Annotated in this window: 13 protein-coding genes and 1 tRNA gene; 8 read left to right on the forward strand and 6 right to left on the reverse strand. The window is 37.5% G+C overall.

What is annotated here, in order from left to right:
• Window positions 1–290: 290 nt before the first annotated feature.
• The 6 genes from AB1422_02875 to AB1422_02900 form a co-directional block, all read right to left on the reverse strand.
• Window positions 291–476 (reverse strand): hypothetical protein, encoded by a 186-nt coding sequence (locus AB1422_02875; GenBank protein MEW6618288.1) that lies wholly within the window; start codon window positions 474–476, stop codon window positions 291–293.
• 348 nt (window positions 477–824) lie between these two features.
• A complete protein-coding gene (gene queC / locus AB1422_02880) occupies window positions 825–1490 on the reverse strand; it encodes a 7-cyano-7-deazaguanine synthase QueC (GenBank protein ID MEW6618289.1) in 666 nt (221 codons plus the stop codon).
• Between the two features lie 287 nt (window positions 1491–1777).
• A complete protein-coding gene (gene guaA / locus AB1422_02885; protein MEW6618290.1) occupies window positions 1778–3298 on the reverse strand; it encodes a glutamine-hydrolyzing GMP synthase in 1521 nt (506 codons plus the stop codon).
• Window positions 3299–3326: 28 nt separating this feature from the next.
• On the reverse strand, window positions 3327–3488 hold the full coding sequence (locus tag AB1422_02890) for a hypothetical protein (protein ID MEW6618291.1): 162 nt from the start codon (window positions 3486–3488) through the stop codon (window positions 3327–3329).
• A 95-nt stretch (window positions 3489–3583) separates the two neighbouring features.
• The gene (locus AB1422_02895; protein ID MEW6618292.1) at window positions 3584–4147 is read right to left on the reverse strand and encodes a GerMN domain-containing protein; all 564 of its coding nucleotides are present in this window, start codon (window positions 4145–4147) and stop codon (window positions 3584–3586) included.
• Window positions 4144–5436 (reverse strand): N-acetylmuramoyl-L-alanine amidase, encoded by a 1293-nt coding sequence (locus tag AB1422_02900; GenBank protein MEW6618293.1) that lies wholly within the window; start codon window positions 5434–5436, stop codon window positions 4144–4146. Before AB1422_02900 ends, AB1422_02895 begins: the two co-directional genes overlap by 4 nt.
• A 250-nt stretch (window positions 5437–5686) precedes the next feature.
• On the opposite strand from AB1422_02900, the gene AB1422_02905 reads away from it, so the two are divergent.
• The 8 genes from AB1422_02905 to AB1422_02940 all read left to right on the forward strand — a co-directional run bounded on the left by AB1422_02905 (window position 5687) and on the right by AB1422_02940 (window position 12795).
• Entirely contained in the window at window positions 5687–5950 is a 264-nt protein-coding gene (locus AB1422_02905; GenBank protein MEW6618294.1) for a hypothetical protein, read from the forward strand.
• A gap of 333 nt (window positions 5951–6283) precedes the next feature.
• Window positions 6284–6418 (forward strand): hypothetical protein, encoded by a 135-nt coding sequence (locus AB1422_02910; protein MEW6618295.1) that lies wholly within the window; start codon window positions 6284–6286, stop codon window positions 6416–6418.
• Between the two features lie 221 nt (window positions 6419–6639).
• Window positions 6640–6924, forward strand: coding sequence for a hypothetical protein (locus AB1422_02915; protein ID MEW6618296.1), 285 nt, complete (start codon window positions 6640–6642; stop codon window positions 6922–6924).
• Window positions 6893–7468, forward strand: coding sequence for a nucleotidyltransferase (locus AB1422_02920; GenBank protein MEW6618297.1), 576 nt, complete (start codon window positions 6893–6895; stop codon window positions 7466–7468). Before AB1422_02915 ends, AB1422_02920 begins: the two co-directional genes overlap by 32 nt.
• A 305-nt stretch (window positions 7469–7773) precedes the next feature.
• Entirely contained in the window at window positions 7774–11082 is a 3309-nt protein-coding gene (gene carB, locus AB1422_02925) for a carbamoyl-phosphate synthase large subunit (GenBank protein ID MEW6618298.1), read from the forward strand.
• Between the two features lie 203 nt (window positions 11083–11285).
• Window positions 11286–11657 carry a response regulator gene (locus AB1422_02930; GenBank protein MEW6618299.1) on the forward strand — a complete coding sequence of 124 codons (372 nt, stop codon included), beginning with the start codon at window positions 11286–11288 and terminating at the stop codon, window positions 11655–11657.
• Window positions 11648–11723, forward strand: a tRNA-Gly gene (locus tag AB1422_02935). The genes AB1422_02930 and AB1422_02935 overlap by 10 nt, the downstream gene beginning before the upstream one ends.
• Window positions 11724–11994: 271 nt before the next feature.
• The gene (locus tag AB1422_02940) at window positions 11995–12795 is read left to right on the forward strand and encodes a flagellar motor protein MotB (GenBank protein MEW6618300.1); all 801 of its coding nucleotides are present in this window, start codon (window positions 11995–11997) and stop codon (window positions 12793–12795) included.
• Window position 12796: the final 1 nt, after the last annotated feature.

A 12796-nucleotide genomic window follows, 5' to 3' on the forward strand; every position in this document is an offset into this window, starting at 1 on the left:
CTTTATAGCACTTATTAATCGAAATTTGACCCAGATATGGTTATGAAATTCCAAATCACAAATTCCAAATTCCAATTAGCAGATATGGTTATGAAATTCCAAATCACAAATTCCAAATTCCAATTAGTGAATTAGTGAATTAAGCGAGTTAGCGAATTAGTAAAATCTAATCTCTAATTCACTAATCTCTAATTCGCTTTTTGGTATGTGGAATTTGGTGCTTGGGATTTGGGATTTTTTACTTATCCACTCTGAGTAAAATTTTGATTAATAACTGCTATAGTAGTTAGTTATTGGTCACTTTTTAGTTTTTTCTCTAAGACAACCGGTAATTTTTCGAGTAAGTCAATTACCTGGTTTAGCGAATCAACTATCTGTTTTAATCGAGAAAAAAGGATAGTTGATAAAGAAAAAGCCCAGATAAAAAATAGTGTCCAGATAGCTAAGATGATATAAAACATATATTGTTCTTCCATAATTCAATTCCTCCTTATTCTTTTATTCCTTAGAATTCTGCAAAATTAGGAAACTGTAGTTTTTAAGCGGGTATTTAAAACCTCTATTTTTATCAATTTCCTCCAAAGAGCAAAATGCACAACTCATTTATAGTTTATAGTGTATAGTTTATGGTTTATAGTTTATAGTCTATAGTCCTTCAACTATAAACTATCAACTATAAACTATCAACTATCTACTACATTTCAGCGTTAAAATACTTAAAGCAAAGATATTACCAATTTGAAATTTGATTTGTAATTTTGCATTTTGATATTTGATATTTGATATTTATTTGTTGTCTCCCCCCAATCCTATTTTGCAGAACCCTATTTTATTCCTGCCTCCTTAAATCCTTTACTTCTTAAAACACAACTATCACACTTCCCACACGGTTTTTTCCCACCCTTGTAGCAAGACCAGGTGAGTTCAAAAGGCACCTTCAGTTTAATTCCCAGTTGGACAATTTCAGCCTTAGATTTGTCAATTAAAGGGGTAAGGATTTTTATCTTTGACCCCTCAACCCCTGTTTTAGTGGCTAATTGGGCTAAATTGTTAAATGTGCTATAATATTCAGGTCTGCAATCTGGATAGCCGCTATAATCTAAGGCATTCGCACCAATAAATATAGTTTTAACACCCATTGTCTCAGCATAGGATAAAGCAAAGGCAAGAAAGATAGTATTGCGTGCCGGGACATAGGTGGATGGGATTTCGGATTTCGGATTTCGGATTTCGAATTTCGAATTAGTCGGAATAGGTATTCTTTTATCAAGCAAGGAACTACCCAACCAGGGTAATTGGAATTTAATGATTTGGTATTCACAGCCTGTAATCACGGCTATTTTCCTGGCACATTGGACTTCTTTGCGGTGTCTTTGCTGGTAGTCAAAGATAAGGCAATGACACTTATATCCTTTATTTTTTGCCCAATAAAGTGTCGTAGTTGAATCCAATCCACCAGAAAGTAAAATAACTGCCTTTTTTGTCTGCATAATATTCCCATTTCGTAAGCGTTTGGGTAATCCTTTACCGCAGAGACGCAGAGAAACAGAGAGGAAAATATCTTTTTTTCGTGTTTCTCGGGACGGTTCCTTTTATCGTTTTTCCTATGATTTTTGTTGGAAATTAGAAATTGGGCTTTTGTCTCTCTCCCTAATTTCCAATTTCTAATTTCAATCCGCAATCTTTCAAACAAAAGTGAACCGTCCCGAAATTTCTGTCTCTGGTGAATAGATTTTAATTTTTTCTCTGCGTCTCTGCGTCTCTGCGGTGAATAGTTTTATTCCCACTCAATCGTTCCTGGTGGTTTAGAGGTAATGTCATAGACAACGCGGTTTATGCCCTTAACCTCATTAACAATTTTAGTCGCAATTTTATTTAGCAGGGAATGAGGTAGTTGTGCCCAATCTGCGGTCATAGCATCTTGCGAGGTGACCGCACGAACTGCAATCACATCCTCATAAGTTCGTTCATCTCCCATCACGCCTACTGTCTTAACCGGTAAAAATACAGCAAAACATTGCCAGAGTTTGTGATATAAATTAGCCTTTTTTATCTCCTGCTCAATTATCCAATCTGCCTCACGAAGGATATTTAATCTTTCCATAGTTATTTCGCCAATGATTCGCACGGCTAATCCTGGTCCTGGAAATGGATGTTGCCAGACAATTTCATCTGGTAAGCCTAATTCTTTAGCCAGAATTCGAACCTCATCCTTAAATAATTCTCTAAACGGCTCAATTAACTTCAGATGCATCTTTTCAGGCAGTCCACCAACATTATGATGTGTTTTAATCGTTGCCGAAGGACCTTTAGTTGAAACACTTTCAATTACATCTGGATAAAGAGTCCCCTGGGCTAAAAAATCCACATCACCTATTTTTTTTGCCTCTTCCTCAAATACCTTGATAAATTCGTTTCCAATAATCTTGCGTTTTAATTCCGGGTTGGTGACATCTTTAAGTTTTGTTAGAAATCTTTCGCTCGCATCGCAATAATCTAAATTGACATGGTAATAATCTCTAAAAGTCTTTATCACTCGTTGGGCTTCATATTTTCTTAGCAAACCATTATTGACAAATATGCAGGTCAATTGATTCCCAATTGCCTTATGAAGCAGAACAGCCACGGTTGATGAATCTACACCACCACTTAAGGCACAGATAATCTTTTTATTTTCTACCTTTTCTTTTATTTCCTTTATTTCATGGTCAATAAATGATTCCATTGTCCAGGTAGGTGCAAGCTGGCAAATTTTAAACAGGAAATTTTTGATTATTTGCATTCCATAGGTCGTATGAACTACTTCCGGGTGAAATTGAAGTCCATAGATATTTCTCTCCTCGTTTGCTATGGCACAGGCAGGTGAATTAGCGGTTTCCCCAATCACCTTGAATCCTTCAGGTAGATGTTCTACTTTATCACCATGGCTCATCCAGACCTGTGAAGATGCAGGAAGTTCTGTAAAAAGAGCGGAAGAACTCATTATCTGTAATTTTGCTTTACCATACTCACGGCTTTTGGCACTTTTAACTTCACCTCCCAGACATTGCACTAACCATTGCATACCATAACAAATGCCTAAGACAGGTAGCCTTAACTGCAAAATTTTTGGCTTTCCAAGAGGTGCATCTTTATCATAAACGCTTGCCGGGCCCCCAGAAAGTATTATCCCTTTAAATTGCTTTAGTTCCTGTGCTGAAATGTTATAAGGCAATATTTTACAATAAATATGTTCTTCTCGCACCCGGCGGGCGATAAGTTGTGTGTATTGTGAGCCAAAATCTAAAATTGCTATCATTATTAATTATTATATCCTTCCCACTTTCTCACTTTTCCTGATTCTGGTATTTGTAACCGTTCAGGCTATATATCAAAAGTGTAAGAAAGGGGATAAGGAGATAAGAGTGATATGGAGATAAGATAATAGAAATAGATTGAAATTTATAGAAATAGGTAGAAATTGATTGTGGAAAACAACAAATTTCCATAAATTTCTATTAGTTTCTATTAATTTCAATTTTTTTAATAATATCTCCCTATCTCCTTAATCTCCACATCTCCTTTTGTTACACCACCTGAACGCTTACTGGTATTTTTTATTTTTATGTTGATAAATAAGCGAGAGATTTTGTTTAAAGGGCATAGTGGTATCAATATGCCCGGCAATTGTTTCAACTTCCTTCCCCTCGACTAAAATTTGAACATATTTGATTTTGGGAAAGTTAATCGTAAGGGTATTAACGATAGAGAATATCGTCTGGATTTCACCACAACTCCCACCAGGGTGTTTTGTGGTTAAGTCGGCTGAAAAATCTACATAAGCCGTATCCTCATAGAGATAGACCGCTCGGACTTGCGTTTCTTCAGGTATGGTGGGAAATAAATCCTTTGATTCTGGTCCTTTTATGAGTTCATTGAGAACTTCTTTAGCCTGTAAAAGTGGGTCGGCTAATCTGGGTATTCGATGTTCTTCTAAAACAAGGGAGTTAGCGTCTTTAGAGGAAAAATATAATTTTACTTTTATCTCTTTAGGCTTGAAGAATGGGATTTGAAACTTAATATCCTCTCTTTGTGTAAAGAAAAATATTATCAATCCTAATAAAATAAGGGGAATAATAATTAAAAAAGAAAGTTTTTTAATCTTCATTTGTTATTCACCTCTAATTTTTTCTCATATAAATCTTTGTATTGAACAATTGCCTCACAAATAGCCTCTGACATTTCATTTTTAAAACTTTCACTTGTTAATCTTTGAGATTCATAAGGATTAGAAATAAAGCCTGTTTCAATAAGAACTGCGGGCATCATTGCATCTTTAATAACCCAGAAAAAGGCACTTTTAATACCACGGTCATCAAGATGTAATTTTTTACAAACGATATTTTGTATTATTCCTGCTAATTCAATACTTTCATCTATAAACTCTTGTTGAGCCAGGCCACCGAGGATAATTTGTGTCAAATCAGTTTCATTTGGGTGTGTTTTTTCTTTTTCAAGCTCAACAACCTTATTTTCTATCGCGGCTATTGCCCTTGCCCTTTCATCAGAAACCGAGGCATTTGGTGAGAGGTAATAAACTTCAAATCCACTTGCCCCTTTTGAATAAGCGGCATTAGCGTGAATACTAATAAATAAATCTGCCTTTTTATAATTTGCAAATCCTGTCCGTTCTCTTAATGGAACAAAATAATCTGCATCCCGGGTGAGGAATATTTTTACATCCGGAAGGTTATCTTTAAGTAATTGGGCTAGTCTTTTTCCTATGTCTAAAACAACATCTTTTTCTAATGCATTTGGTCCAATTGCACCCGGGTCATGCCCTCCATGTCCTGGGTCAATAACAATCGTTTTTATTTTAAATCCTTCGCTTGTGATGGTGGGGGTTAAAGGTGGTGTTTTCGTTCCAATTTGTTGTTCTCTTTTAGGTTCTTCAACCCCAGTTGAAGAAAGTGGGAAATATTCAGCAATGGTAGGTTGATTAGTTAAAGAAACAGGTGGGGTAAAAATTTTATTATCAATGGTTAATTTTTTGTTCTTCTTATCCCAGCTAACGATGACATCAAACGCCTGTGGAAACCTATCTTTGACAAATTTTACCGGAATAAATACCCTTCCTGTAATTATCTCCGCCGGCATATCCATTAGCACCGTTTGGTCATTTATCTGGACTAAGGCACTACCTATATTGAAGGTGATAGAATCTACCCCTTTAGTTAAAGTAATCTTTTTGGCAATAGGATTCCATTGACTTAAGGTTTTAAATACATTCGCTATGTCAGATAAAGAAACAAGTTCTTCTTCATTTTTGACCAGAAATTCTAAAGAAATCCGGCGCTCATGGATATTATCTACGACAGTAATGACTGATGCCGCATTAACCTCTAAAGGGAAAATACTTAAAAGACTGAAAAATATCAGGTAAATCCATAACCTCATTGATATTTTCCTCCCCTGTTAATTTTAACTGGTGATTATTATATCATAATATTTGTTATTTGTCAAATTATTTCGATTGTAAAGTAGTAATTCTCATTATAGCAGAACTTGTGTAAAAAAGTGAAGAGGTGCAAGGGAGTTTATTTTCTACCTTGAACCTTGCTCCTTATTCCTTTGGCTAATCTTTAAAACTTGTGGGACAGGCTAAGTTAATATATCACAAAATTTACCAGTTTGGGACAAAATTTCGTTGACATTTACCTTACCATCATATATACTTAATGATGGCAGAACGGGGTCAGAGGTCAGACCACAAAGGAAACCCTTTGTTCCACTCATCTTTACCCCTCAAAAACCGAATGATGAATTCGCAAAAATTGCCAATAAATACTGGGACGAACTCCAAACTCAATTAACGGAGTTAGAAACGAAACTTGGGACATCTACCAGGATATATCATGAATTGGTCTCTATAGGTGGTGAAGCTTATCGTTACCCACAAGTCGAAATATAGTTAATTGACAATTATCAATTAGACATTATCAATTCACAATTAATATTTGATGTTGACAAAATTAACAAATAATGGTCAATTGTTAATTGTAAATTGTCAATTGTTAATTATTGGGGCTGCATATCTCTGTTATTTCGCAGTATTTCCCCTCAAAAATCTTCCCTCTCAAGATGTGGGTAACGATAAGGTGGTGAAGAGGGGGTTAAAGTCATTGAAGAATTGAGTAAGGGAAGCTGTCAAATTGTCAAGTCCAGGTGAGACAAAGGAGCCCCACTTGAGCTGATCGAAGATAGAGAATTATTATCTGAGTTTATGGATTGGAGTAAATGTCTGATGGTGGAATTGGAGAAGGTATTTGATAAGGTTTATGCATTCTATACAGATGCCCAGCAAAAGAGGAATAAGTATATTGAGAAACAGATAGACGAGACATTAGGAGAAAATGAAGCGGGGATATTATTAATGTAAGAACATCATCAGGTGCAATTCCCACAAGGGGTACAGGTATTTTATGTTACCCCAGCTTCATTAGACGAATTAGACGCTGGATTAGAACACATGTCTATGAAATTTAAAAAGAGAACACGAATGATACGAATTACACAGTACATAGCATTGGAGTAACAGCAGTTGTGCTGTTATGACGCCACAAGTGGCATCAATCCGCTATCATTAAAGGTTGTAAAATTATGAGTCTTGATAAAACTATTTGGAAGGAAGCTATTAGTCAATATAAAGCCTGGAATGAAGCCAAATTTACTGAACAGGTGTTGTCTGCTGGCAAAAAAACATTGTCTGATAAATGGCGAGAATATGAAGAGTTAATGTCTCTATGCTGGAAACTTAAACCAAACCCAGGATTAACCCAGCAACAGCGTGCTATGGAAGAATGGGAAACTTATTATGCCTTTATCCGTCGATTCGAGGAAAAAAGAAAAAGATATGGAAAGGCAACTTCTACCAGTATTACATAAAGCTATCACTTTGTTAGAAGAATACGGTTACCGTTATGCTGTGATTGGAGGTCTTGCTGTTTCTAAATGGGGGTGGACCAGAGCTACTTATGATGTGGATATTAAGGTCTTAGTGACGGATACTGATTATTCATCTGTTCGTGCGATCATTCGTTCTGCTTTTTCAGAACGTGCCCGTCCACATATTCTGGAAAATCCATTGATTGTGGATACGAAAATAGATGAAGTTATTGTTGATTTTTTGCTGGCAGTACCAGGTTATGAGGAAAATATTATCACTCGTGCCATATCTTGCGACATAAATGAGTTAAAGGTTTGGATTTGTTCACCAGAAGATTTGATTATTCAAAAAGCTGTCGCCAGCCGACCACAAGATTGGCAAGATATTGAAGGAATACTCACCGAACAATATGAACATCTCAATATGGATTACATAAATGATTGGCTTAAGGAATTTGCAGAGGTTTTAGAACGGCCAGAGATGTTGAATCAATATCAACATATACAGGAAGTTATATTAAATGTAAGGGGAGAGAAGGAATAATTTTGATGCGAAAATTATTGATAAGTATTTTGTAACTATTCAGCCACTGATTAACACGGATTAGCACGGATAAATACAGAGGGCAGAAGGCAGAGGGCAGAGGGCAGAGAGCAGAGGGTAGAAGGCAGAGAGCAGAGAGCAGAGGACAACAGGAGGAAAAACCTTCAGCCTGATTACGGACGCGATTCACGAATCCTCAGTGTTTCATCTATGTCCATCTGTGGCTGAATAGTTACCAATAAATTTTAATTTTTTTTCTCTGCGTCTCTGTGTTCTGCGGTGAACAGTTACAAAAAGGAAATATTATGCCAAAACGAACAGACATACATAAGATATTAATTATTGGTTCAGGACCGATTATCATTTCACAAGCCTGTGAATTTGACTACTCCGGGACACAGGCCTGTAAGGCTTTAAAAGAGGAAGGTTACAAGGTCATTCTGGTCAATTCAAATCCTGCGACCATTATGACTGACCCGCAAATGGCTGACCAAACCTACATTGAGCCTATTACGCCGGAGGTTGTGGGTAAAATCATAGAGATTGAACGACCTGATGCCATTTTACCAACACTTGGTGGTCAGACAGGACTTAATGTCGCGGTTAAGGTATGCGAGATGGGAATCCTTAAAAAATTCAAGGTAGAGATGATTGGAGCGAATTACCAGGCGATTAAAAAGGCTGAAGATAGAAGTCAATTCAAACAGGCGATGTTAAAAATTGGTCTTGCGGTGCCCAGAAGTGGGTTAGCCTACAATCTGGATGAGGCTAAAAACATCGCCCAGGAAATTGGTTTCCCGATAATTATCCGACCAAGCTTTACCTTAGGTGGGACAGGTGGAGGAATTGCCTACAATATTGAAGAGTTTGAAAAAATAGCCTCAACCGGTCTGGAGGCAAGTATGATTTCAGAGATATTGATTGAAGAATCTGTTCTTGGCTGGAAGGAATATGAGTTAGAGGTGATGCGTGACATCAAAGATAATGTGGTGATTATCTGTTCTATCGAGAATTTTGACCCAATGGGTGTTCATACAGGTGATTCAATCACAGTTGCCCCGGCTCAAACTCTCTCAGATAAAGAATATCAACTGATGCGGGATGCGGCTATTGCTATCATCCGTGAAATTGGCGTAGAGACTGGTGGGTCAAATATTCAATTTGCAGTGAATCCTGATAATGGTAAAATGATGGTGATTGAAATAAATCCCCGTGTTTCAAGGAGTTCTGCATTAGCCTCAAAAGCCACCGGCTTTCCTATTGCTAAGATGGCGGCTAAATTAGCCGTTGGCTATACCTTAGATGAAATCCCAAATGACATTACCAAAAAAACACCAGCCTCTTTTGAACCGACTATTGACTATTGCGTGGTCAAAATCCCAAGATTTACCTTTGAAAAATTCCCGCAGGCAGAGGATGTTTTAACCACTTCGATGAAATCTGTTGGTGAGGCAATGGCTATCGGACGGACATTTAAAGAGGCACTTCAAAAAGGACTGCGGTCTCTGGAAATAGGTAAATTTGGTCTTGGTGCTGATGGCAAAGATAAACCTCAAGATTTAGCAGAAATTAAGAAAAACCTCATTGTCCCGAATTCAAAAAGGCTATTTTACATTAGATATGCCCTGCAACACAGGATGACTGTAGATGAAATCTATGAATTGAGTAAGATAGATAAATGGTTTTTGGAAAATATCAAGCAGATTGTAGAGATGGAGGGAGAGATTCAAAATTCAAAATTCAAAATTCAAAACATTAAAAAAGCAAAGCAATATGGCTTTTCGGATAAACAGTTAGCACATCTTTTAGATTCAGATGAGGAATCTATTCGGCAGATACGAATGAAAAATGATATAAAAGCTACATTCAAATTAGTTGATACCTGTGCGGCTGAATTTGAGGCTTATACACCCTATTATTACTCTACCTACGAAACCGAAAATGAAATCCGTCTATCTACCAGAGAAAAGGTGATGATACTTGGTGGTGGTCCCAATCGCATTGGACAGGGAATTGAGTTTGATTATTGTTGTTGTCAGGCCTCCTTTGCCTTAAAAGAAGAAGGTTATGAAAGTATTATGGTCAATTGTAATCCTGAAACCGTCTCAACCGACTACGATACATCAGATAAACTTTACTTTGAGCCAATGACGATTGAGGATATTTTAAATATCGTTGAAATGGAAAAACCAAAAGGCGTCATCATTCAACTGGGTGGACAGACACCATTAAATTTAGCCATTCCATTAGAAAAAGCCGGGGTAAAGATTTTAGGGACTTCAACGGATGCGGTTGACCGTGCAGAAGACCGGGGTAGATTCAAGATGCTTCTTGAAAAATTGAATCTTAAACAAACACCAAATGGCATTGCCTTTTCACCAGAAGTGGCAAAAAAAATCGCCCAGGAGATAGGTTATCCGGTGCTTGTTCGTCCTTCTTATGTGCTGGGTGGTCGAGCAATGGAGATTGTCTATGATGAGGCAGAACTAAAAAAATACATCCAGTCTGCGGCTGAAATTTCACCTGAACATCCAATTTTAGTTGATAAATTCCTTGAAGATGCCATTGAGGTTGATGTCGATGCTATCGCAGATGGAGAAACAGTGGTTATTGCGGGGATTATGGAACACATTGAGCATGCAGGCATACACTCAGGGGATTCTGCCTGTGTCCTTCCACCTCATACCCTGCCAAAACCAATTATTGCTGAACTTAAAAAACAAACCTATGCCCTGGCAAAAGAACTTGAAATAATCGGATTGATTAACATTCAATATGCTATTCGAGAAGGTGAAATATATGTTTTAGAGGTTAATCCAAGGGCATCCCGAACAATACCTTTTGTCTCAAAGGCGATAGGTGTCTCTTTAGCTAATTTGGCAACTAAAGTTATAGTTGGAAAAACACTTAAAGAACTTGGATTCACTCAAGAAGTCCTACCAAAACATGTGACAGTTAAAGAAGTGGTCTTCCCATTTGTTCGATTTCCTGGCACAGATACCATTTTGGGTCCAGAGATGAAATCCACTGGTGAAGTAATGGGCATTGACACAGATTTTGGCCTGGCATTTGCCAAATCGCAAATAGCCGCAAATCAACTCTTGCCTCAAAAAGGAAATGTCTTTGTCTCGGTCAAGGATAAGGATAAACCAGTAATCCTGCCTGCGATTAAGAAGCTGGTAGAGTTAGGATTTAACTTAATTGCAACTGAAGGGACACATAACTTCTTTATGCAACATAACTTGCAGATGACTAAAATTGCAAAGGTAGGAGAAGGCAGACCTGATGTGATTGATTTAATGAAAAATCAAGAGGTGCAACTTCTGATAAATACGCCAGGTGGTAAAAAGCCGCGACAGGATGAGATGAAAATGCGCACCAATGCCTATCTTCACAATATTCCAATTATTACTACGGCTCAAGGTGTTTTAGCCGCCGCTGATGGCATTTGTGCACTTATACAGGGTGAATTTGGAGTAAAACCTATTCAGGAATATCACAGCCAGATATTAAATAAAAGTAACCGTTCAGCCACAGAGGCACAGAGAACACAGAGGGAATATATAACTACGAATGAACACAAATACAAAAAAATTTGTAGTACGAGGCTTTAGCCTCGCTTCTGGCAAGCCAAAAGGCGAACCTAAAGATTCGCACTACATTTATGGGATGTCAGAGGTTAATTCGTGTGCATTTGTGGTTAATTTCCTTAATTCTCTGTGAACTCTGTGCCTCTGTGGCTGAACGCTTACGAAGATTTTTTATCAAATTTTATGCTTGACAAATTAGGGATTATTCTGATACAATAGATACCAATGTGGCAAAGATTTTAATCGTTGATGATGATAGCTATATAATTGATGTTGTGAAGGTTGCTCTGGAAATACAAGGATATGAGATTATTGATGCCTTTGATGGTGATGAAGCTTTAGCAAAAACAATACATGAATTTCCTGACCTTATCCTCTTAGACCTTTTGATGCCAAAAATGGATGGTTGGGAGGTATATGAACAACTTAAAGGAGAGACAAAAACAGCTCATATCCCAATAATAATCATAAGTGCCTTATCTGAGGAAACAAGTATGCCAGAGGGAATGGAAGTTGAAGATTATATTGCAAAACCATTTGAAATGAATGATTTATTAAATAGGGTAAAGAAAGTCTTGAGAAAATATGAGCGGGGGTAGCTCAGTTGGTAGAGCAACGGCCTTCCAAGCCGTTGGCCGCGGGTTCGAATCCCGTCCCCCGCTCCAAAAGGAAAAACTGAAGTAATGGAGTGGTAATTTTAGAACCATTACTCCATCTCTCCATCACTTTAGTCATCCTATTGTCGTGTTGAACAAATAACGCACGGAATTTGATTCTGGTAACTGGTGATTGGTAACTGGTAATTAAATACCGTTCGGCTGATCTCAGGACGAAACTATTTAACCAATTACCAGTTACCAATTATCCGTTTGCAGGTTATGAAATCTGATGATACCCCGTGCAAAACTTACTCAACACGACACTATGAGGTGTAAAGTGGCAAAGAAGAAAAAAGACGGTGGTGGAGAAGGAGGAGCGAAGGTTGAAACTGCGGGTGGGTTACGCTGGCTAATTACTTATGCAGATATGATTACACTCCTTCTGGGAGTATTTATTATTTTATGTTCTGGTGGTGCTCCGAGTGAATCGGAAATGCAACAACTTACCACTGCATTTGAAAAGGTATTTAGTATTAGTGAAGGTGGTGGTGGAGAAAAGGTTGTCACAGGAGCAGGTGGTAAAAAGGTATTAGAGGGTAAAAGTGGTGTCCTATCCGCTACAAAAGATTTAATCTCTCCTAAGGCATTAATTACCCGTAAATATACTCAAACCTTTAGTTCTGAAATTAAAAAAGGTAAGATGGCGGTTAAATCGACTAAAGATGCCCTGGTAATTAGATGTTATGAAACATTATTATTTGAGCGAGGGAGTCCCCTAATAAAACCAGAGGCATATCCTACACTTGAGCGGATTGGTCTTTTAATCTCAAGAATTCCTAATAAAATCGCCATTGAAGGACATACGGATGCCTCATTACCAGCACAATTCCCATCTAATTGGGAACTATCAACTGCTCGGGCAACAAATGTCTTACAGCACCTGATAGATTATGCAGAGAAAAGTGGTCTATCTCCAACAGAGATTGAAAATATTCAAAAGAGATTGTCTGTATTTGGCTATGCTCAATTTCACCCGGTAAATGATGACCCTTATGCTAAAGTTAATAACCGCATAGATATTATTATCTATCATCATAAAACAGCGGAAGAATTACTTTTTAAAGAAGAGGAGAGTTAAA

The organism is bacterium, assembly GCA_040757115.1.
GTDB lineage: Bacteria > UBA9089 > CG2-30-40-21 > CG2-30-40-21 > SBAY01 > JBFLXS01.

Coding starts and splice junctions, on each gene's coding strand:
- AB1422_02920 (MEW6618297.1), top strand. CDS start 6,893: ATGGAAAGGCAACTTCTACCAGTATTACATAAAGCTATCACTTTGTTA.
- guaA (MEW6618290.1), bottom strand. CDS start 3,298: ATGATAGCAATTTTAGATTTTGGCTCACAATACACACAACTTATCGCC.
- queC (MEW6618289.1), bottom strand. CDS start 1,490: ATGCAGACAAAAAAGGCAGTTATTTTACTTTCTGGTGGATTGGATTCA.
- AB1422_02890 (MEW6618291.1), bottom strand. CDS start 3,488: ATGGAAATTTGTTGTTTTCCACAATCAATTTCTACCTATTTCTATAAA.
- AB1422_02875 (MEW6618288.1), bottom strand. CDS start 476: ATGGAAGAACAATATATGTTTTATATCATCTTAGCTATCTGGACACTA.
- AB1422_02910 (MEW6618295.1), top strand. CDS start 6,284: ATGGTGGAATTGGAGAAGGTATTTGATAAGGTTTATGCATTCTATACA.
- carB (MEW6618298.1), top strand. CDS start 7,774: ATGCCAAAACGAACAGACATACATAAGATATTAATTATTGGTTCAGGA.
- AB1422_02915 (MEW6618296.1), top strand. CDS start 6,640: ATGAGTCTTGATAAAACTATTTGGAAGGAAGCTATTAGTCAATATAAA.
- AB1422_02900 (MEW6618293.1), bottom strand. CDS start 5,436: ATGAGGTTATGGATTTACCTGATATTTTTCAGTCTTTTAAGTATTTTC.
- AB1422_02895 (MEW6618292.1), bottom strand. CDS start 4,147: ATGAAGATTAAAAAACTTTCTTTTTTAATTATTATTCCCCTTATTTTA.